This is a genomic window from Gordonia hydrophobica NBRC 16057 (genome assembly GCF_001592365.1).
Lineage (GTDB): Bacteria > Actinomycetota > Actinomycetes > Mycobacteriales > Mycobacteriaceae > Gordonia > Gordonia hydrophobica.
In genome coordinates this window covers 90,457-110,583 of sequence record NZ_BCWU01000013.1, presented here as the reverse complement: position 1 = coordinate 110,583, position 20,127 = coordinate 90,457, and the positions used below count along the sequence as shown (strand labels likewise).

Here is a 20,127-nt window from a genome sequence, read left to right as displayed (position 1 = left end):
CAATCACACCCGCGACGTCACAGTTGCGGCGATGTTGCCGCGGGTCGCCTTCGAGTACGGGCAGAAGCCGTGCGCCGCCTGCGCGAGGTCGGCCGCTGCCGCGGTGTCGAGTCCGGGCAGGTAGACGTCGATGTCGGCGGTCAGTCCGAAGCCGCCGTCGGCGTCGTCCTTGCCGATGCCGATGGTCACCTTGACGGCGGTCTCGTCGGTCAGCGTGGCGCCCTTGGTGCTTGCGACGTGGCGCAGTGCGCCCATGAAGCAGGCGGCGTAGCCGGCGGAGAAGAGCTCCTCCGGGTTGCTGCCGTCGCCCTTGCCGCCCATCTCGACCGGCGGAGCCAGTTCAAGATCGATGCGGCCGGACTCCGAGACCACCTCGCTGTCGCGGCCGCCTCCGGTAGAGGTCGACGAGACGTGGTACACGGGGCTCACGGTCATTGCATTCTCCTATCGGTTCTCTGGCATGGTCGGGCTCCGCGGTGCGCAGTCATGCATCGTCGGAGCCCGCTTCCCAACCTACTCGCCGCGCGAGCGGCGGAAGGGTTTCGCGGCCATTGACTGCGGCAGCCATTCGTTGACCTGTTTGCGGAGCGTGAGGAGTCCGGACAGCACCAGCGCGCCGCAGTGCACCCAGGCGAGGACCCGCACGACGACGCTGACCTCGTCGTACCCGAACAGCAGGTCGGCGCCGACGACGGTGAACAGCACGGTGACGACGATCAGCGCCAGGTAGATGCTGCGCATGTTGCGGCTGTGCGTCTTCGCGATGCCGACCAGCAACGGATACCCGAGCGCGGTGAACACCGGGATCCCGATGAGCAGGCCCGGCGTCCAGAAGCCCGCCATCGATGCCGATTCGGTGTTGGGGTCCACGTCGGGGACGCTCTCCAGTCCGGGCAACAGCCGCTGTGCCATCAGCTGCTCGAGCCACGACAGGTTCGTCAGCCCGTAGATCATCCAGGCCAGGCAGGCCGCTGCTCCGAGGTACCAGACGATTCGGGCGTCGCGGGTCAATGCGGTCGGCGCGGCGCCCGGGTCGACGGGCCGCGCCGGATAGCGGTTGGTGTGGTCGTTGTCCTTCGACCGTCGGGCGATCTCCGCCATGTCCTCCGCGTCGAGCTCGGCCTGCGTGGGGATGCGTGGCCGATCGGCGTCGTCGGACGGTGAAGGTGTGGTCATTCCTCGATGATGACAGACCCCGGTGGGAGCCGACTCGGTCGCGGGCTCGGCTTACGGCGCGATCTTCAGCATGCGGGTCGCGGTGCCCTGCCACAGCACGCCGTCCGGAGCGATCATCCCGGTCAACTGCAGCGGCTCGTCGAACGGCGCCGTCCCGACCTGCCGGGTGACCACCCGTCGGCCGGTCTGGAAGTCGACGGCCGCGTAGTTCACCGGCCCGAGCTGCTGCGGTCCCGGTCGGTAGGGTCCGTATGCCAGTCCGTGGATCAGACCGTCGGCACGGGAGAGTCGCGGCAGCGTCGCCATCCGATCGGTGGTCGTCTCCCAGACGCGATGGCAGCCGCCGTCGAAGACGTCGACGCGTGTCATACCGCCGCGGAACGGCGCGCCGGCCGGGACGCTGGGCCCGGTGACCGCCATCGGCGGGTACCCGAATCCGTACGTGCTGGGAATCACCAGGCTCGTGCCCCACGCCATCAGTGAGTTCTCGGTGCCCTGGTTCCGGGCGGCGAACGCCCGCATCCGGCAGACCTGCGAGCCGTCGTCGGACCGGTAGACGATCAGTTCGGGCACGGCGGCGCTGTCGACGATCGCCACCCAGCCGTCGCCGCCGGGGCCGAAGTAGGTGGGTGTGGTGCCCGAGCCCCAGGTCAGCTGCCCGGGTTTCCGGGCGACGCCGCGGTCGTAGGAGCGTCGCCACACGGTGCGTGGCACACCGTCGGCGTCGGCTTTCATCTCGTACAGCGCGTGCGTCGTCAGGACTGACGCACCGCCGCGTCGGATGGTGAGGCCGTTGCCGAGTTGCTCGCCGCGGGGTAGACGGGTTACGCCGACGCGACCGTCCGGGAGCACCGTGCCGATGACGCCCGCCGTCGTCGCGAACCAGGTACGCCCGGCATAGTCCGGTGCGAGTCCGGTGATTCCGTCGCCGCCGAGATACCGCGCGACGTCGGTGGCCTCGTCGATCCGCAACTGCCAGCCGCGCGCGGTCCGATGATGGCCGACGCGCAGGATGCGCCCGGAGCCGTCGGCGACGACGACGCGGTTCTTCGCGTCCAGGAATCCGTACACGCCGCCGAGCAGTTGTCCCTTGGCCAGCGGAAGTCGTGCGAGCACGCGCGCGGTCCTCGGATGGAACATCGTCACGACCGGAGTCGCGAACTGCGGCGGACTGCCTGCCACGTAGGCCGTGCACAGCGCGAGCGGATAGCCGTCGCTCCCGATGAAGGTGGCCGCGCAGACACCGCCGGGGATGCTCGACGCGGCGAGGTGTCCCGTGCGACCGGGACCGGGATGTCCGGTGGTGTCGGTGGATTCCGGGTCGCCGTGCATCAACGACGTCGACGTCGGTCCGACGTCGGGCGCGGACGGGCTCGCCCCGGCGATCCCCGAGGATGCCGTGGCGAGGCCGAGGACGGCTGTCCCGAGGATCGCCGCTGCGGCGGTCAGTGTGCGCTGAGAAAGACCCATGCCCTGTAGTTGATCACGTGATCAACTACAGGGCATGGGGTTTGGTGAGTTCTCGCAGGTCAGCGATTGAACTGCGTGAGAATGAAATTCGTCGCCGGGAGCAGGTTGAACAGCATCGGCATCGCATGGTTGACGACCAAACCGGGGAAGATCGGCGGTGTGTAGTCGTTGGCGAGGTGAACGTTCGCGCCCTGCTTCTGCCAATCCCGATACAGCGTCACCACCTGGCCGTGCGGGATCACGTCGTCGTTGACGCCGGTCGAGATCAGCACCGGAGCGTTCGGCTTCAGTGTTCCGATGCGCTGATCGGCGAGGATCGAACCCACCTCCGGGTAGCGCTTGATCACCGAGGCCAGGGATTTGCCGTCGCGCGTCCACCCGTTGGTCCGCTGGAAGCCGTAGGAGAGGCCGGTGTCGCCGATGCACTGCGTGGCGACCGTGCGCAGAACCTGCTTGCCGTGCGCGTTGGTCTCCTTCTTCAGGATCGGGCCGAGTTCCGGATAGCGGGCGGCCAGTCCGTTGATGGCGTAGCCGATGGCTCCGCTGATGAACGTGCCGTCGATCTTGCCGATGACCTTGCTGAGGTCGGCGGGCGGCGCACCCGCATAGGTGGCTTTGACGTTGAGGTCGGCCCCGTACGTGGACGCGAGCTCGGCGGCCGAGGCTGCGGCGCCACCGCCCTGCGAGTAGCCGGAGAACGCGACCGGCGAGTTCTTCGGTGCCTTGGCGACTGTCAACGCTGCGCGGGCGGCGTCGAGCACGGCGTGGCCCGATTCGAGCCGGTTGACGTAGGTGTGGATGCCCGGGGTGCCCATGCCGATGTAGTCGGTCATGACGACGCGGACGCCGTTGAGCAGGAAGAGGTTCATCTCCAGGCCCGAGTAGTTGACGCCGAGACTCGGCTTGGTCGGGTCGATCGACATCGGGAGCGACAGCATCTTGGATCCGGCGCACTGATCGCCCTGCCCCACGGTGCCGGGGGCGAGGACGACCGTGGGCCGCACACCCTTGCCACGCCACGGCGCCGTCGGTTCGACGACGGTGCCGGTGACCGCGGCGGGCTGTCCGTTCTGCTTGGTCGAGGTGTACATGATCTTGGTGGCGGTTCCCGGCCACTGCCCGCGGATGCCCGGAATCTGTAACAGCAGTTCCGTCGATTGGGTCTTGATGACCGACCCCGGCGCGCTCGCGAACTTCGCGGGCGGCGTGTAGAAACTCGCCGCTTCCGCCGTGCCCGTCGCAGCGACCACCCCGCTCCCCGCGACGGCGCCGACGACGGCGACAGTGGCAGCCCGCTGAGCGAAACCACCGATGGATTCTCGACCGAATGAGACGAAGCCCCGAATTTTTCTCACGAAGGTAATGTACGCCACAAACTTACTGATGAGTATCCTGGATCTTCTCGGACGCCGTGATGCGCACCACACCTGATGAAACGCAAGGCGCCGATCGCTGGAACGCAACACGAAGCAAAGAACACCACGTCCAGATCGCGCAACGAGCTGGGACCAGACAGAAGACGGACGCGCGGCACGTTCGGTGAGTCTGTTGCCGAGCTCTCCGCAGCGCCGAGGCGATAGCCGAGAAGCGAGGACTGCCGAGGCAGCGGACTCACCGAACGTGCCGCGCGTCCGCGGCCGTTACGGCAGAAACTAGACCAACAATTCAGCGATCTGAATAGTGTTGAGCGCCGCACCTTTACGCAGGTTGTCGCCCGACACGAAGAGCGCCAGTCCGCGCCCTTCGGGCACCCCTTCGTCCTGCCGGATGCGGCCGACGAGGGAGACGTCTCCGCCCGCGGCGTCGAGCGGGTTGGGCACGTCGGCGAGTTCGACGCCCGCCGCACCGGCGAGGATTTCGCGGGCCTGTTCCGGGGTCACGGCGTCGGCGAACTCGGCGTTGATCGAGAGCGAGTGCCCGGTGAAGACGGGCACGCGGACGCAGGTTCCGCTGACGAGCAGATCCGGGACGTCGAGGATGCGACGCGATTCGTTGCGCAGCTTCTGGTCCTCGTCGGTCTCGCCGCTGCCGTCGTCGACGAGGTTGCCGGCAAGCGGGATCACGTTGAACGCAATGGGCGCGACGTAGTTCACCTTCTCACCGAGGTCGACGGCGTGGCCGTCGTAGACGAGCTTCTCGGCGTCGTCGGCGCCGACGCGAACCTGCCCGGCGAGTTCCTTCACCCCGGACAGTCCGCTGCCGGAGACGGCCTGGTAGCTGGAGATGACGAGGCGCTTGAGGACCTTGGCGTCGTGCAGCGGCTTGAGGACCGGCATGGCCGCCATGGTGGTGCAGTTCGGGTTCGCGATGATGCCCTTGGCTGCACTCTTCGCGAGGTGTCCGTTGACCTCGGCGACGATCAGCGGCACGTCGGCGTCCTTGCGCCAGGCCGACGAGTTGTCGATGACGGTGACGCCGGCCGCCGCGAAGCGCGGGGCCTGGACCTTCGACATGGTGCCGCCTGCCGAGAAGAGCGCGATGTCGAGTCCGGTCGGGTCGGCGGTGGTCGCGTCTTCGATGACGATGTCGCGGTCGCGCCACTGCAGGGTCTTGCCCGCGGAGCGCGACGACGCGAAGAAGCGGACCTCATCGGCCGGGAAGTCACGGTCTTCGAGGAGCTGACGCATAACGCCGCCGACCTGGCCGGTGGCGCCTACTACTCCGAGTCGGATGCCCATATCGGTTTCTCCTATCGTCCGGTTCCGCCGTAGACCACGGCGTCTTCTTCGGAGCCGAGGTCGAAGGCCTCGTGCAGGACCTGCACGGCGCGGTCGAGATCTGATTCGCGCAGCAGCACCGAGATGCGGATCTCCGAGGTGGAGATGAGTTCGATGTTGATGCCAGCGTCGCTGAGCGACTCACAGAAGGTGGCGGTGACGCCGGGATGGCTCTTCATGCCCGCACCGACGAGCGAGACCTTGCCGATGCTGTCGTCGAGGACGACTTCGGTGAAGCCGATCTCGTCCTTCAGCTTGCCGAGTTCTTCGACAGCGAGGTCGCCGAGTTCTCGGGGCATGGTGAAGGTGATGTCGGTCTTGCCGGTCTCGACCGCCGACACGCCCTGCAGGACCATGTCGATGTTGATCTCGGCGTCGGCGACGGCGCGGAACACCTTGGCCGCGTAACCGGGCTTGTCTTCGATGCCGACCACGGTGACCTGAGCTTCGCTGCGGTCATGGGCGACACCGGTGAGGATTGCGTCTTCCACGGGGATGTCCTCCATTGAGCCGGACACCATCGTTCCGGGCTTATTCGAGTACGACGAGCGCACATGTACAGGAACGTTGTAGCGGCGGGCGTATTCCACGCAGCGCAGCATGAGGATCTTGGCTCCGCATGCAGCCATCTCCAGCATCTCCTCGAAGGAGACCTTGTCGAGGTGCTGCGCGTTGTGCACGATCCGCGGATCGGCGGTGTAGATGCCGTCGACGTCGGTGTAGATCTCGCAGACGTCGGCGTCGAGTGCGGCGGCGAGCGCGACGGCGGTGGTGTCCGAGCCTCCACGACCGAGCGTGGTCACGTCCTTGGTGTCTTGGGAGACACCCTGGAAGCCTGCCACCAGGACGATGGTGCCCTCGTCGAGCGCGCTGCGCACTCGGCCCGGCGTCACGTCGATGATCTTGGCTTTGCCGTGCATGCTGGTGGTGATGACGCCGGCCTGCGAACCGGTGAACGACTGCGCGTGTTCGCCGTGGGCCTCGATCGCCATCGCGAGCAACGCGTTCGAGATGCGCTCGCCGGAGGTCAGGAGCATGTCCATCTCACGGTCGGGCGGGTTCGGGTTGACCTGCTCAGCGAGGTCGAGGAGTTCATCGGTGGTGTCACCCATCGCCGATGCGACCACGACGACGTCGTTGCCCGCCCGCTTGGTCTCGACGATGCGTTCGGCGACCCTGCGAATGCGTTCGGCATCCGACACGGAGGAACCGCCGTACTTCTGGACGACCAGTGCCACGTCGTGCAACCTTCCTTACTTCATCTGTCTGTCTGCATCTATCCGTCTGCGGGACTTGCGCCGGGTTTACCTTACCCGCCACGCCGAACACGACACATTCCGACGAAGCCGCCTCGGCATCGCCCGTAGGATCGCCTCCGATGAGTACCGCGCCCACGATGCCCTCCGTTGCGCGTTTCGCCGCAGCACACGCGTTCGCACTCCGGTGCATGGCGGTCTACGTGGTGATCCGTCTGATCGGAATCGTGATCCTCACCGCATTCGCGGCCCAGCACGGGCTGTCGATGGGACATGTCGTGTCGATGTGGGACGGCGAGTGGATGCTCGGCATCGCCCGCTACGGCTACGGCGGAATCCCGCTGAACTTCGCCGATGCGAACGGGATCCACACCGAGTTCACCGGGTACGCCTTCTTTCCCGGCTACCCGATGACGGTGCGGACGATCGCCCTGCTTCCGGGACTGTCGCCGCTCGCGGCGGCAATGATCGTGAATGTGGTCGCGGGATTGTTCGCCGCGGTCGCGGTCGGACACGTCGGACGGCTCTGCGCGCAGCGGGTCCGCGACTCGCTCCGACCGGCGAGCACCTCGACCGCCGGGCTGGTGCTCGTCGGATTGTTCGCGGCCACACCGATGTCGGTGGTGCTGAACATGGCCTACACCGAGGCCCTGTTCTGCGCGACCGCCGCGTGGGCGCTGGTCGGGGTTCTGGAGCGCCAGTGGTTGCTGGCCGGGATCGCCGCGCTCGGTGCCGGGCTGGTCCGCCCGACCGGCGCCGCCGTGATCGGCACGGTGATGCTGGCAGCGCTCCTCGCCCGGCGCGACGGCGTCCGCGCCTGGTTCGCGTTCGCCGTCGCACCCCTCGGCTTCCTCGCCTACCTGCTGTTGGTCGGCGCCAAGACGGGCAGCGTCGACGGCTGGTTCCAGATCCAGACCACCGGGTGGAACACCAAGTTCGACGGCGGCGCGGCGACGTGGCGATTCCTCACCGCCGAACTGGGGCACGGTTCGGAGTTCTCGGCGATCGCGACGGCGCTGATCATCATTGCGATCATCGTGCTGGCGGTCTGGTCGGTCGCCGACCGCATTCCGTGGCCGGTGCTGCTGTACGGCGCGGGCGTCGTCGCGTCGATCCTGTTGTCCGACGGACTGATGATGAGTCGCGCACGACTGCTCCTGCCCGCCTTCGTCCTGCTGATCCCCGTCGCCCTGCGCATCGCGCGACGCCCGCGCAGCGAGATCATCGCGTTCCTCGGCGTCGCCGCAGTCTTCTCCGGTTGGTTCGGCGGCTACATGCTCACCGTGTTCGAGTACGCCATCTGATCCGTCCGATCGACACGGTGACGACCGGCGCGGGTATGTTTGCCGTGACGCACTGACGAGGGAGAGGACGACAGCAGGCATGGTCGCCGCACCGACACCCAGCATGTCGGCCGTGTTCACTCCCCTCCGCTCCGGTTCACTCGTCGATCAGATCAGCGAGCGTGTCGCCGAGGCCGCGGAGTCCGGGCTCCTGCAACCCGGTCAGCGCCTGCCCAACGAGACCGAGTTCGCCGCCGCGGTCGGGGTCTCCCCGCTCACCATCCGCGAGGCGTTGGCCCGGCTGCGAAGCGCGAAGGTGGTGGTGACCACCCGCGGCCGCAACGGTGGCAGTTTCATCTCGCCGGAGTCCGAACCGTCCGTCGCCCGCGCCGAAGAACGGCTCCGCGACACCACACGTGTGCAGTTGACCGAGATCAGCGCGCACCTGGAAGCGCTCGCGACCGGTTGCGCCCGCGCGGCCGCACGTCGTGCCGGACCGCGGGACCTCGACGTCCTGCGCACCCATGTCGCCGCCGACGACGACGATCCCGCCCTCTGGCGACGCCTGGAGACCGAGTTCCTCGTCGAAGTGGCCGCCGCCGGACGCATCGCGCGACTGGCTCGTGCGCTGCTGCAGACGCAGTCGGAGTTCGGGGTGCTCAGCTTTCTCCCGAACACCGATGCCACGTACCGGCACGGAGCCGCCGACCATCGTCTGCTCGTGATCAACGCCATCGAATCGCGCAGCGAGTCCGCGTCGGAGGACACCGTCCGCGCCCTGGTCGGGCACACCACGTCGTGGCTGCTGACCCGGCACGCCACGCTCATCTGATTCATCGAAGGACTCCTCATGGCAGCGCTGCACCAGACCCCGCCCGAGGTGGCGAAGGTGGCACGGGAGTTGACCGACCTCTCCGACCGCGTGGAACGGTGGACCGTCGCCCTCGACTATGCGCTCGCCGCACATCGCGGCGTGCTGACCGCAGTGGCCGTCGAACGCATCGTCAAGCCCGCGGTCGAGACCATGCTGGCCGACGCAGGCTCGGAGATCGCCGGAGCCGGGTTCGTCTCGGCAGCGGGCCTGGTCAGCGGTAACACCGACTTCATGGCCTGGTGGCAGGGACCGGACATCGAACGGGTGGACGCGCTCGCCAATCTGTCGACGTCGCCCGAGGCGCGCTATCGCGACGCTGACTGGTATCGCAACCCGGTCGAGTCCGGTCGCCTGACCGTGACCGGTCCGTACGTCGACCTGCTGTGCACTGATTCGTTCGCCCTCACCTACACCGCCCCGGTCGGATGGAGTCGGCCCGAGGGGCCGGTGGGCGTCGCCGGGGTCGACGTGACCGTCTCCGCGCTCGAACGTCGGCTCACCCGCACCCTCGCCGCAGTGGCGGGCACCGCCTCGCTCGTGAACGCCGAGGACCGGATCATCGTGACCACTTCGCCGCTCGCGACCCCCGGCGATTTCGCCGCGCCGCCCGAGCATCGGTGGCCGCTGGGTCACGGGCTGTCCGTCGTCGTCTGATGCCACCGGACATCGCCGCGCCGTCGCCGGCCGCCCGCCGGACGTGGTTCGGGTTGGCCGTGCTCATGTTGCCGGTGCTCCTCGTCTCCATGGACTTCTCGGTCCTGTACCTCGCGATGCCGACGATCGTCGACTCGTTGGATTCGACGGCGACGCAACAGCTCTGGATTCTCGACATCTACGGCTTCATGATCGCCGGACTGCTGATCACGATGGGCAACATCGGCGATCGGATCGGCCGACGACGCATCCTTCTGGTGGGGGCCGCGGTCTTCGGCGGCGCGTCGGTGCTCGCCGCGTTCGCTCCCGGACCGGAAGCGCTGATCGCCGCCCGCGCACTGATGGGGGTCGGCGGCGCGACGCTGATGCCCGCCAGCCTGGCGCTGATCGCCAACATGTTCACCGACCCTCGGCAGCGTGCTCGCGCGATCGGAATCTGGACGTCGGCCTTCGCAGGCGGCGCCGCCATCGGGCCGGTCCTGGGCGGTCTCCTGCTCCACCACTACTGGTGGGGCATCGTCTTCCTGATCAACGTTCCGGTCCTCGCGATTCTGTTCGCGGCCGGACCGTTCATCCTCCCCGAGTTCCGCGCGACGAGCACCGACCCGTTCGACGTCCCCGGCGTCGTCCTGTCGCTGCTCGGCATCCTGCCCGGCGTGTATGCGGTGAAGGCGTTCGCGACGGCCGGCGTCTCCCCGCAGGCCGTCCTCGCCGGACTGTTCGGGCTCGCCATGCTCGTGGTCTTCCTCTGGCACGAGTCGCGTGCGACGGCGCCGCTGGTGAATCTCCGACTGTTCCGGAACCCCACGTTCAGCGCCTGCGTCGCGGTCGCGCTCGTCGGCATGATGGCCGAGGGCGGCATCGCGTACCTCTCGAACACGTATCTCCAGTCGGTTCTCGGGCACGACGTCCTCGCGGCAGCGCTCGCCGGCCTGCCGATGGCGGTCACCGTCGCGACCTTCTCGATCGTCGCCGACCGCGTCGCACGCCTGCTGGGACCGCGCCTCGCGCTGGCCGGGTCGGTGACACTGGCCGGGGTCTCGAACATCGGTTTCCTCGCCCTCGGCACGTCGTCGCCGCTGTGGATCTTCATGACGCTCAGCGCGGTGGCCGGTGTCGGCTACGGCGTGGTGTTCTCGCTGGTGACCGACATCGTCGTCGGCTCGGCTCCACCGGAACAGTCCGGGGCGGCGTCGGCCATCTCCGAGACCAGTTTCGAGTTGGGCACCGCGCTCGGCCTCGCGCTGCTCGGGTCGTTGGCGACTGCAGTCTTCCTCTCGGACGACGCCGGCCACGGGTTCGCCGACTCGCTCGGCGAGACCCTCAAGCAGACCGAACATTTGGGCGCCGCGGGCGAGGCGACCGCCGACGCCGCGAAGGCCGCGTTCGTCGACGGCATGCACGTGGCCGCCGTCGCCGGCGGCGGCACCTTACTGGTGTTGGCGCTGGTCGTCTTCGTCGCGATGCGACGCCGTCCGCGAGCGCCGTCCGTCGACGTCGCCGTATGAGTCGTCGTGATCTGACGTGTCGATCGAAAGAGCGAAACGCAACGCCCTCGACCACCGGCACCCGGCTCCGAGGCAACGGCGACGCGATCAAGTGCTACCGTTGAATGCATGCAGCGCGCGCTCCTTCTCGGTTGCCGCGGCGGGGTCTGATCCGACCGGCCCTCCGTCGCGGGCCTCTCGACGCGCCGGTCAACCCCATCCTTTTTCATTTAGGAGATTGACCCGTCATGGCACCAGCAGACGCATTCACTTCCGGAGCAAGCCGCATCGTCGAGCCCTCCGGTCCCATCCCCGACGGCCAGCCCAGCTGGAATCCGCAGCGCAACTCCGCGATGCCCGTCCACCGGTACCGCAGCTTCGAGGCCGAGGTCGAGAAGGTCTCGCTGCCGGACCGCACCTGGCCCGACAAAGTCGCCGAACGCGCACCCATGTGGTGCGCCGTCGACCTCCGCGACGGCAATCAGGCGTTGATCGACCCGATGAGTCCGGCCCGCAAGCGCCGCATGTTCGACCTCCTGGTCCGCATGGGCTACAAGGAGATCGAGGTCGGGTTCCCGTCGGCCAGCCAGACCGACTTCGACTTCGTCCGCGAGATCATCGACGAGGGTGCGATCCCCGACGACGTCACCATCCAGGTGCTGACCCAGGCCCGTCCCGAACTGATCGCCCGCACGTACGAGGCCTGCGCCGGCGCCCAGAACGTGATCGTGCACTTCTACAACTCCACCTCGATCCTGCAGCGCCGCGTCGTCTTCCGCGCCGACAAGGACGCGATCACCAAGATCGCCACCGACGCCGCGACGCTGTGCCTGGAGGAGGAGAAGAAGTACCCGGACACCAACTGGCGCTACGAGTACTCGCCGGAGAGCTACACCGGCACCGAGCTCAGCTACGCGAAGGCCGTGTGCGACGCCGTCTCCGAGGTCATCGCTCCGACGCCGGACAAGCCGCTGATCATCAATCTGCCCGCCACTGTTGAGATGGCGACGCCGAACGTGTACGCGGACTCCATCGAATGGATGCACCGCAACCTGGCCCGGCGCGACTCCATCATCTTGAGCCTGCACCCCCACAACGACCGCGGCGAGGGCGTCGCCGCCGCCGAACTGGGCTACCTGGCGGGTGCCGACCGCATCGAGGGCTGCCTGTTCGGCAACGGTGAGCGCACCGGCAATGTATGCCTGGTGACCCTGGGCATGAACATGTTCAGCCGCGGCATCGACCCGCAGATCAACTTCGCGGACATCGACGAAATCCGTCGCACCGTCGAGTACTGCAACCAGTTGAACGTTCCCGAGCGTCACCCCTACGGCGGCGACCTGGTCTACACCGCCTTCTCCGGAAGCCACCAGGACGCCATCAACAAGGGCCTGGATCAGATGAAGATCGACGCCGACGAAGCCGACTCCGACGTCGACGACATCCTGTGGCAGGTTCCGTACCTGCCGATCGACCCGAAGGACGTCGGCCGCAACTACGAGGCCGTCATCCGCGTCAACAGCCAGTCCGGCAAGGGCGGCGTCACGTACATCATGAAGGCCGACCACGGCCTGGACTTGCCGCGACGCCTGCAGATCGAGTTCAGCCGCGAGATCCAGAAGATCACCGACGGCGAGGGCGGCGAGGTGAACCCGAAGGCCATGTGGGACGTGTTCGCCCAGGAGTACCTGGAGCCGATCACCCCGCTGGAGCGGATGCGTCAGCGTGTCGACGCCGCCGAGACCGATGAGGGCGAGGACTCGGTGACCGCCGTCGTCCTGGTCGACGGGGTCGAGAAGGAGATCTCCGGAACCGGCAACGGCCCGCTCGCGGCATTCGTCGACGCACTGTCCACGATCGACTACAACGTCCGCGTCCTCGACTACTACGAGCACGCGATGACCGCGGGCGACGACGCCGAGGCCGCCAGCTATGTGGAAGCCGAGATCAACGGCGAGACCGTGTGGGGCGTCGGCATCGCCGCCTCGATCACCACGGCCAGCCTGCGCGCCGTCGTCTCCGCGGTGAACCGCGCCTACCGCACGCCGGTGGTCGTCGAAGAGGCCGCGGAGGGCGCGAGGACCTGGGCCCCGTAGGAATCCAATCCTGAGAAGACTGTCGTTCGGTGTCACCTGGTGGCACCGAACGACAGTCTTGTTTCATCTCCGGCCCCTGCAGCGCGGGCACGGATGTACTTCGCCGGTCCAGCCGCGCTCGGCGAGGGCCCGACCGATCTGCCGTGCCGTCGCGCACGCTCGGACCGTGGCCTGTCCCAGCCCTAATCTGAACGTGGTCCGGTCGGCATCGACCGCGGCGTCGAAGTCCCGCTGCAGATCACGGTCGCGAGCCGCGGCGTCGTCGTGGAAGCGCCAACCGTCCAGTTCGACGACGACGCCGAAGTCCGGGTAGTCGAGGTCGCGGAAGCCGGTCCGCCCGACCTGCGTCGGGGCTTGTCGGATCGGCGTCGGAAGTCCGTGAGCACGTTCCACCTCGACGAGGTAGCGGTGCTCGAGCACCGAGCTGGTGCCCTGCGCGATGTCGTGCAACACCCCGACGAGTAGCCGACGTCGATGCATCCGTCTCCGCTGAGCGAGAACGTCGAGCAGATGAGCAGCCGTCGTGATCCGCGCGCCGACTGCGTCGGTCAGCACGGCGACCGCATCCATCTCGGTCCGAGCACCGTCCGCCAAATCCAGGACCGTGTCGTGGATCCGCACCCGCGGAGGTCGTACATGCCAGGCGACGTCGTCCATCAGCCGCGGCCGACGGTGAACCCGTACATCAGGTCGCGGCGTCACCTTCCGATCCGAGTCGACCGCGATGTGGATGATCCTGCCCGCCGCGTCGGGCAGTGCGGATTCATGGCAAAGGGCAGCGGGAGCCGCGTCGAGGACCGCGGCCCATGCCCGTTGCCGCCAGGTCAACGGGCCGGTGTGATCAACGTAGATTCCCGCGCCTGTGGACAACTTCCGAACCGATGACTGTCGTTCGGTGTCACCTGGTGGCACCGAACGACAGTCTTCTTCATTCCTGAGGACGATCGGGCGAGTACAGCGCCCGCGCCTCGCGGGCGTTCCGGCCGCGGAGTTCCCGGAGCAGCGCGTCCGGGATCTCGACGAACCGATAGTCGGCGTCGAGGCCGCCCAACGCAAGGGCGATCCAGCCGGGGTCGTCGGCCTGCATGGTGACGAGTGCGCTCGGCCGTCCGCCGTCGCTCTCGGTCGGCTCCACCTGCGCCCATCGGCCGATCTTCTGCCGCACCGACTCCGCGTCGGCATCGACGACGGCGCGCACCGAGTGCTGATCACGCCCGTGGCGCAGGCTCGCGTGCACATAGGCGGCGGGGTCGCCGCCGGGAACGGTGCGCGGCGCGAAACGTCGTTTCTGCGGTGTGGCGTCTCGTAGTCGGTCGAGGCGAAAGGTGCGCCAGTCCTGCCGGTCGAGGTCGTAGGCCAGGAGGTACCAGCGCCGTCCCACCGGAACCAGTCGCAACGGTTCGACGCGCCGCGCGCCCGGAGAGCTTCCTGAGCGGGCGCCCGGCGCATAGGCGAAGGTCAGTTCGGTGGCGTCGCGGCAGGCCAGGGCGACGGTCGTCAACGTCTCGGCGTCGATCGGCGGCGCCTGCTGATCACCGGGCATCACCACGCTCATCGACCGGAGCGCGTCGGCCCGCTTGCGCAGCCGCGGCGGCAGGACCTGCGTCACTTTGGCGAGCGCGCGCACCGATGCCTCGGCGAGGCCTGCCGCCGACCCGTAGGCCGCGGTCCGCAACGCGCTGACGATCGCGACGGCCTCCTCCTCGTCGACCACCAACGGAGGCAGCGAACCACCCGGCGCGAGCTGATAGCCGCCGCCGGTGCCCCGCACGGACTCCACCGGATAGCCGAGCTCGCGGAGTCGTTCGACGTCGCGGCGCACCGTCCGCTCGGTGGTCTCCAGGCGGTCGGCCAGCTCGAGCGCCGACCACAGGCGGTGTGCCTGCAGCAGCGCGAGGAGCTTCAGCGTCCGCGTCGTCGTATCGGCCATACCTGCATGATGCCGCATTCACCGGACAGATTCTGACCGGAAATCACGGACTCGGTAGCGGACGGATTCCGTCCACATGAGTTTCTAACGTCGTTCCCACAACCAGCCACAGCAGGGAGCACGTCATGACCGTCACTGCCGAATCCTCACCACCGACCCCGAACTCGCCCGACACCGCCGTTCCGTCCATCAGCGCCCGATCTCGGACCATCGCACTCGTCTGTCTGCTGGCGGCGTCGTTCATGGAGCTCATGGACGCGACCGTCGTCAACGTCGCGCTCCGGACGATGAGCGAACACCTCGGCGCCTCCGCGACCGCGATGTCGTGGGTGGTCGCAGGCTATCCGCTGGCCTACGCCACGGGGCTGCTCCTCGGCGCCAGACTCGGCGACAGTTTCGGTCGACGGCGTCTGTTCGTGATCGGCTTGGTCGCCTTCGGAGCCACCTCGCTCGCCTGCGGACTCGCCGCCACCCCGACAGCGCTCGTCGTCTTCCGAATTCTGCAGGGCGGCGCGGCGGCCTTGATGATTCCGCAGGTCCTGACCAACATCCAGGTGCTGTATCCGCCGGCCGAACGAGGCCGGGCGATGGGCCTGTTCACCTCGATCATCGGCGTCGCCGCCGTCGCCGGCCCCGTCCTCGGCGCGGTGATCACCGACGGCGACTGGTTCGGACTCTCCTGGCGCCCGGTCTTTCTCATCAATGTGCCGGTTGCCGTCATCGCGGTCGTCGCCGCTCGCGCGTTCCTCCCGGAGACCCGCGCGGAGCGTCCCGCGCCGATCACACCGATCTCGGTCCTACTGCTCGGCGGTTCGCTCGCTGCGGTGACGGCGCCGGTGACGCTGGGCCCGGAACACGATTGGCCCGCCTGGGGATTCGGTCTGATGGCCGCAGGCGTCGCGGGTCTCGGGCTGTTTGCACGGCAACAGATTCTCACCGCACGCACCGGCCTGGAGCCGCTGGTTCCGCCCGCAGTCTTCCAGACGCGGTCGTTCACCACCGGCCTCGCCGCGTTCACCGCGCTGAGCATTCCCACCGGCGGGTTCTTCCTGATCCAGTCGCTGCACGTGCAGGCGGCGCACGGCTGGTCCGTGCTGCACACCGGGCTGATGTGGATCCCGTTCTCGCTCACGGTTCCGATCTTCGCCGGACTGTCTGCGACCGTCCTCGCCGGACGGTTCGGCAAGCGTGTCCTGCAGGTCGGCGGATGGGTGTTCGTCGTCGGCATGACCACGATGATCAGCGCGGACACCTCCGCTCATCCCGCGCTGTGGTTCACCGTCGCACTGGTCGTCGCAGGCGCAGGGTTCGGACTGATCGTCGGCGCCGCCGGCCTGCTGGTCCTCAACGACGTCCCGGTGTCGCTCGCGGGCGCTGCGTCCGGGGTCTTCAACACCATGCAGGCGCTGTCGGTGGCCGTCGGCGCCGCGGTCCTCGGCACGGTGTATTCGACGGTTTCGACATCCCAGGGCCTCGCCGACGGTTACCGCGTCGCAATGGTGGCGATGATCGGCCTGGTGGTCGCGGGCGGCGTGATCGCTCAGGCGATGCCGAAGCAGACGGTTGCGGCACCGCACTGAGGCTCCGACACCGCCGAGAACTGCCTCACTCGACGGTGGCGATCGCCTTCGCCGCGGCTTCGCCCATGCGCGTGACCGAGGCCTGCGCGGCTGGACTCACCAACGCCATGTTGAGGAAGCCGTGAATCATGCCCGCCGCACGTTCGACGGTCGTCGGAACACCCGCCTTCGTGAGCGCTTCGGCGTACTCCAGCCCCTCGTCGCGCAACGGATCGAACCCGGCGACGACCACGTGGGCGGGCGCCAACCCGGACAGATCGTCGGCGAGCAGGGGCGACACCCGCGGATCCAGCAGCTGGTCCCGGGAGGCCAGGTAGGTGTCGGAAAAATAGTCGATCTGTTCCTCGGTGAGGAAGTAGCCGGTCCGGAACTCGCGGACCGATTCGCGTTTCCGGGACATGTCGACCACCGGGTAGATCAGCAACTGCAGACAGGGCGCCACCGGCTCACCGCGCACCTGCTGCGCGACGACAGCGCTCAGATTTCCGCCTGCGGAGTCCCCCGCGACGACGATCTGCCGCGGATCCAGCCCCCATGCCGGGGCCTTCTCGACCGCGAAACGGAACGCCGCGAGAGAGTCGTCGACGGCCGCGGGGAACTGGTGCTCGGGCGCCAGCCGGTAGTCCACCGACAGGACGTCGGCGCCCGACGAGACGGCCAGGGCGCGGACCGCGGAGTCGTGGCTCGCGCGACTCCCGAGGACGAATCCGCCACCGTGATAGAAGACGATGAGGCCGCGACCCGCGCCGTCGACGCTGTAGCGGGTGGCGGGCACCGGGCCGGCCTCGGTGTCGATGACGAGGTCCTCTTCGACGGCGAACGGCGGGAAGGTCTGGGCCATCATCGCGCTGTTGAGCTCGATGCCCGTCCGCGAGGAATCGACGCTCTTGCCGACCAGCGCCAGCGACGGGATGTAGGCCGACGCGGTCGCGACCAGCGCCAGTGACGGATCCAGCCGATCACCGTCCGCGTTGACCGTGGTCAACCGCGCCATCGCCGCGCGCAACGGCGCCGGGATCCGGCCCGCACCTTTGAGGAGGGAACGCTGGATCTTGAACGGAATGGGCAGCTTCACCGATGTTGCACGACTCACAGCGCCGAACTTATCACCGAGCGTTGCAACAGTCACTCGTGGCCACAATCCCACAGTTAACTGCACAGTTATCTGTCTACTGGGTCTAGGCTGGGCGTATGGCACACACGCCCGTCGACGTCGGTGACCAACTCCGCCTGCTGGTCGCCGAACTCAATCGGAAGCTCCGCGCGCACTCGGCGGTGATGGACCTGACCAGGTCGCAATCCGCCGTCATCAGTGCGCTCGACCGACTCGGCCCCACCTCCACCGCCGATCTCGCCCGCGCGCACGGCATGCGACAGCAGTCCATGGCCGCGATCGTCGCGGCTCTCACCGACGCCGAGCTGATCAGAGGTTCACCCGACCCGTCTGACCGGCGTCGCACCCTCCTCGACCTGACTCCGAAGGCCCGCACCGCACTCGACACCGGACGACTGCAGCGCGCCGACTGGCTGTCGCAGGCCGTCAGCCGCGCGTTGACCGACGACGAGGTCAACCGACTCGGCGAGGTGCTGCCACTGCTGCAGCGCGTCGCCGACCAGCCCTGACACCGAACCCGCCGAAAGGGATCCCATGACCGTCACCGGTCTCGACCAGACCACCGCCCTGATCGTCATCGACCTGCAGCGAGGACTCGCCGACCGCGAACTCGCACCGACGTCGCTCGCCGACGTCGTCGCGGGCACCGAGCGACTGACCGAGGCCTTCCACGCCCACAACCTCCCGGTCGTCATCGTCACCGTCGACGCCGCACCGCCCGGCCGCACCGACCTGTCCGGCGCACCCCGCACATTCCCCACCGGGTGGGACACCGCGGTCAGCCCGTTCGCCGAGGATCCCGAGGTGATCCGAGTCGTCAAGCAGTCCCCCGGCGTCTTCACGACCACCTCGCTCGACGAGGAACTCCGCTCGCGCGGGGTGACCCAGCTCGTCGTGGTCGGGGTGTCGACCTCGATCGGCGTGGAGATGACCGCGCGCGAGGGCCACGAACTCGGCTACCACGTCACCGTCGCGCTCGACGCCTGCTCGGACAGCGACGGCGTCCGACACGAGTACAGCGCCACATCGGTGCTGCCGCGGGTTGCCGAGACCGGGACCGTCGACGACATCCTCACGGTGCTCGCGCGACGCTCATGACCGCGCGTCGACCCGGCGGCCAGACCACGCAGCCCTTCGGCGTGCAATTCACCTCGCCGCTGGTCCTGGCCTCGGTGTTGAATCCGATCAACAGCTCGCTCATCGCGACGGCGATGGTCGGCATCGGCGTCGACTTCCATCGCGGTCCCGCCGACACCGCGATCCTGATCTCGATCCTCTACCTCTGCAGCGCCGTCGCCCAGCCGACGATGGGCAGGCTCGGTCCGCTGTTCGGGGAGCGCCGGGTGATGATCGGCGGCATCGGGCTGATCCTGATCACCGGCGTGATCGGCACGGCCGGGTGGAGTTTCGGGGCGCTCGTCGCCTCACGCGCACTGCTCGGCGTCGGCACGTCGGCGGCGTACCCGATGGCGATGTCGTTGATTCGGCGGCGCGCCGATCAGAACGGCACCGGCGTTCCCAGCGGTGTCCTCGGCGTCTTCTCCATCACCGCGCAAGTGATCGCGATGATCGGTCTTCCACTCGGCGGCGTTCTGACCGGGGTGTTCGGGTGGCGGGCAGTGTTCTTCGTCAACATCCCGGCCACCGCCGTCACGCTGATCCTGCTGTTGATCGGCGTGCCACGGGACCGCACCGCGTGGCCGTCCGATCTGCGCAGTGTTCTGGCATCGATCGATCCGGCAGGGATCGCCTTGTTCGCCGTCACCGTGGTCGCCGCGCTCGAGTTCCTGCAGTCGCCCGGCGCCGGCACGCTCTGGCTCGGCGTCGCGGCGCTTGCCTTCCTGGTGGCGCTCGTCGTGTGGGAGTTGCGCGCCGCCGAGCCGTTGATCGACATCCGGATGCTCCTCGCCAACAATCCGCTGGTCCGGACGTACCTGCGGCAGTCACTGGCCGCGCTGGGCATGTACACGACGATGTACGGCGTCAGCCAGTGGATGGAGGAGGCCGCGGGGCTGCGCCCGACGCAGGTCGGCATCCTGCTGCTGCCGATGTCGGCGGTCAGCATCGTCGCCGCCGCGATCAACTCCAAGCGCGGCGCGGTCCGCGTCCCCCTGCTCGCGACCGGCGTCGCCTTCGGCGCGGCGGGGACGACGATGCTCCTGCTGCGGCACACCGCGCCGATGTGGGCGCTGCTGATCATGTCGGTCCTCATCGGGCTGGCCAGCGGCCTCAACAGCTTCGCCAACCAGGCCGCCCTCTTCATGCAGTCGCCCGCCGAACAGATGGGCGTGGCGTCCGGCCTGTACCGGACCTTCGCCTACATCGGCGCCATCGCCTCGGCGAGCCTGATCGGCGGCGCCTTCGGCGATCACGCCACCGACGCGGGCTTCCACGTCGTCGGCTGGGCGACCATCGCGATCGGCGTGAGCATCGCCGCGCTGACCGCCACCGATCGTGCGCTGCCGCGGCATGCGTGAGGGAAGCGGCCGA

Annotated in this window: 18 protein-coding genes; 9 read left to right on the top strand and 9 right to left on the bottom strand. The window is 68.2% G+C overall.

All coding sequences use genetic code 11. The features are described 5' to 3' along the window. Nucleotides 1-3: 3 nt before the first annotated feature. From GH2_RS18605 to GH2_RS18580, 6 genes are all read right to left on the bottom strand, one after another. Nucleotides 4-435 (bottom strand): Ohr family peroxiredoxin, encoded by a 432-nt coding sequence (locus GH2_RS18605; RefSeq protein ID WP_066171611.1) that lies wholly within the window; start codon nt 433-435, stop codon nt 4-6. 78 nt (nt 436-513) lie between these two features. Further along, nucleotides 514-1,176 (bottom strand): hypothetical protein, encoded by a 663-nt coding sequence (locus tag GH2_RS18600; protein WP_066171609.1) that lies wholly within the window; start codon nt 1,174-1,176, stop codon nt 514-516. 51 nt (nt 1,177-1,227) lie between these two features. Then, complete coding sequence (locus GH2_RS18595) at nt 1,228-2,646, bottom strand: hypothetical protein (RefSeq protein ID WP_066171606.1); 1,419 nt, start codon at nt 2,644-2,646, stop codon at nt 1,228-1,230. Between the two features lie 59 nt (nt 2,647-2,705). Beyond that, a complete protein-coding gene (locus tag GH2_RS18590; RefSeq protein WP_084247629.1) occupies nt 2,706-4,001 on the bottom strand; it encodes a lipase family protein in 1,296 nt (431 codons plus the stop codon). A 297-nt stretch (nt 4,002-4,298) separates the two neighbouring features. Continuing rightward, on the bottom strand, nt 4,299-5,324 hold the full coding sequence (locus GH2_RS18585; protein WP_066171603.1) for an aspartate-semialdehyde dehydrogenase: 1,026 nt from the start codon (nt 5,322-5,324) through the stop codon (nt 4,299-4,301). Nucleotides 5,325-5,335: 11 nt separating this feature from the next. Continuing rightward, nucleotides 5,336-6,601: an aspartate kinase gene (locus tag GH2_RS18580; RefSeq protein WP_066171600.1), complete on the bottom strand. Its 1,266-nt coding sequence runs from the start codon at nt 6,599-6,601 to the stop codon at nt 5,336-5,338. Between the two features lie 140 nt (nt 6,602-6,741). Between GH2_RS18580 and GH2_RS18575 the strand changes: the two genes are divergently transcribed. The 5 genes from GH2_RS18575 (at nt 6,742) to leuA (ending at nt 13,013) form a co-directional block, all read left to right on the top strand. Then, the gene (locus GH2_RS18575) at nt 6,742-7,923 is read left to right on the top strand and encodes a hypothetical protein (RefSeq protein WP_066171597.1); all 1,182 of its coding nucleotides are present in this window, start codon (nt 6,742-6,744) and stop codon (nt 7,921-7,923) included. Between the two features lie 112 nt (nt 7,924-8,035). Continuing rightward, entirely contained in the window at nt 8,036-8,734 is a 699-nt protein-coding gene (locus GH2_RS18570) for a FadR/GntR family transcriptional regulator (RefSeq protein WP_169802481.1), read from the top strand. An 18-nt stretch (nt 8,735-8,752) separates the two neighbouring features. Next, nucleotides 8,753-9,430: a cache domain-containing protein gene (locus tag GH2_RS18565; RefSeq protein ID WP_066171591.1), complete on the top strand. Its 678-nt coding sequence runs from the start codon at nt 8,753-8,755 to the stop codon at nt 9,428-9,430. Further along, complete coding sequence (locus GH2_RS18560; protein WP_066171588.1) at nt 9,430-10,938, top strand: MFS transporter; 1,509 nt, start codon at nt 9,430-9,432, stop codon at nt 10,936-10,938. The genes GH2_RS18565 and GH2_RS18560 overlap by 1 nt, the downstream gene beginning before the upstream one ends. 227 nt (nt 10,939-11,165) lie before the next feature. Next, nucleotides 11,166-13,013 (top strand): 2-isopropylmalate synthase, encoded by a 1,848-nt coding sequence (gene leuA, locus GH2_RS18555; RefSeq protein WP_066171585.1) that lies wholly within the window; start codon nt 11,166-11,168, stop codon nt 13,011-13,013. 63 nt (nt 13,014-13,076) lie between these two features. Here the strand turns inward: leuA and GH2_RS18550 are convergent, their stop codons facing one another. After that, nucleotides 13,077-13,883: a putative endonuclease domain-containing protein gene (locus GH2_RS18550; protein ID WP_157086144.1), complete on the bottom strand. Its 807-nt coding sequence runs from the start codon at nt 13,881-13,883 to the stop codon at nt 13,077-13,079. 58 nt (nt 13,884-13,941) lie between these two features. Continuing rightward, on the bottom strand, nt 13,942-14,943 hold the full coding sequence (locus GH2_RS18545; protein ID WP_066171579.1) for a helix-turn-helix transcriptional regulator: 1,002 nt from the start codon (nt 14,941-14,943) through the stop codon (nt 13,942-13,944). Nucleotides 14,944-15,068: 125 nt separating this feature from the next. On the opposite strand from GH2_RS18545, the gene GH2_RS18540 reads away from it, so the two are divergent. Next, on the top strand, nt 15,069-16,523 hold the full coding sequence (locus GH2_RS18540) for an MFS transporter (protein WP_066171574.1): 1,455 nt from the start codon (nt 15,069-15,071) through the stop codon (nt 16,521-16,523). A gap of 25 nt (nt 16,524-16,548) precedes the next feature. Here the strand turns inward: GH2_RS18540 and GH2_RS18535 are convergent, their stop codons facing one another. Further along, nucleotides 16,549-17,616 carry an alpha/beta hydrolase gene (locus GH2_RS18535; protein WP_066171570.1) on the bottom strand — a complete coding sequence of 356 codons (1,068 nt, stop codon included), beginning with the start codon at nt 17,614-17,616 and terminating at the stop codon, nt 16,549-16,551. A gap of 98 nt (nt 17,617-17,714) precedes the next feature. On the opposite strand from GH2_RS18535, the gene GH2_RS18530 reads away from it, so the two are divergent. From GH2_RS18530 to GH2_RS18520, 3 genes are read left to right on the top strand one after another with little or no spacing between them, the layout of a single operon-like run. Continuing rightward, entirely contained in the window at nt 17,715-18,146 is a 432-nt protein-coding gene (locus GH2_RS18530) for a MarR family winged helix-turn-helix transcriptional regulator (protein WP_066171567.1), read from the top strand. Nucleotides 18,147-18,171: 25 nt separating this feature from the next. Beyond that, nucleotides 18,172-18,735 carry an isochorismatase family protein gene (locus tag GH2_RS18525; RefSeq protein ID WP_066171564.1) on the top strand — a complete coding sequence of 188 codons (564 nt, stop codon included), beginning with the start codon at nt 18,172-18,174 and terminating at the stop codon, nt 18,733-18,735. Then, the gene (locus GH2_RS18520; RefSeq protein WP_066171561.1) at nt 18,732-20,114 is read left to right on the top strand and encodes an MFS transporter; all 1,383 of its coding nucleotides are present in this window, start codon (nt 18,732-18,734) and stop codon (nt 20,112-20,114) included. The genes GH2_RS18525 and GH2_RS18520 overlap by 4 nt, the downstream gene beginning before the upstream one ends. The last annotated feature ends 13 nt before the right edge of the window (nt 20,115-20,127 follow it).

Bases quoted from the DNA above. Each gene is read 5' to 3' on its own strand.
- GH2_RS18605 (WP_066171611.1), bottom strand. From the start codon at position 435: ATGACCGTGAGCCCCGTGTACCACGTCTCGTCGACCTCTACCGGAGGC.
- GH2_RS18600 (WP_066171609.1), bottom strand. From the start codon at position 1,176: ATGACCACACCTTCACCGTCCGACGACGCCGATCGGCCACGCATCCCC.
- GH2_RS18595 (WP_066171606.1), bottom strand. From the start codon at position 2,646: ATGGGTCTTTCTCAGCGCACACTGACCGCCGCAGCGGCGATCCTCGGG.
- GH2_RS18585 (WP_066171603.1), bottom strand. From the start codon at position 5,324: ATGGGCATCCGACTCGGAGTAGTAGGCGCCACCGGCCAGGTCGGCGGC.
- GH2_RS18575 (WP_066171597.1), top strand. From the start codon at position 6,742: ATGAGTACCGCGCCCACGATGCCCTCCGTTGCGCGTTTCGCCGCAGCA.
- GH2_RS18565 (WP_066171591.1), top strand. From the start codon at position 8,753: ATGGCAGCGCTGCACCAGACCCCGCCCGAGGTGGCGAAGGTGGCACGG.
- GH2_RS18560 (WP_066171588.1), top strand. From the start codon at position 9,430: ATGCCACCGGACATCGCCGCGCCGTCGCCGGCCGCCCGCCGGACGTGG.
- leuA (WP_066171585.1), top strand. From the start codon at position 11,166: ATGGCACCAGCAGACGCATTCACTTCCGGAGCAAGCCGCATCGTCGAG.
- GH2_RS18545 (WP_066171579.1), bottom strand. From the start codon at position 14,943: ATGGCCGATACGACGACGCGGACGCTGAAGCTCCTCGCGCTGCTGCAG.
- GH2_RS18540 (WP_066171574.1), top strand. From the start codon at position 15,069: ATGACCGTCACTGCCGAATCCTCACCACCGACCCCGAACTCGCCCGAC.
- GH2_RS18530 (WP_066171567.1), top strand. From the start codon at position 17,715: ATGGCACACACGCCCGTCGACGTCGGTGACCAACTCCGCCTGCTGGTC.
- GH2_RS18525 (WP_066171564.1), top strand. From the start codon at position 18,172: ATGACCGTCACCGGTCTCGACCAGACCACCGCCCTGATCGTCATCGAC.
- GH2_RS18520 (WP_066171561.1), top strand. From the start codon at position 18,732: ATGACCGCGCGTCGACCCGGCGGCCAGACCACGCAGCCCTTCGGCGTG.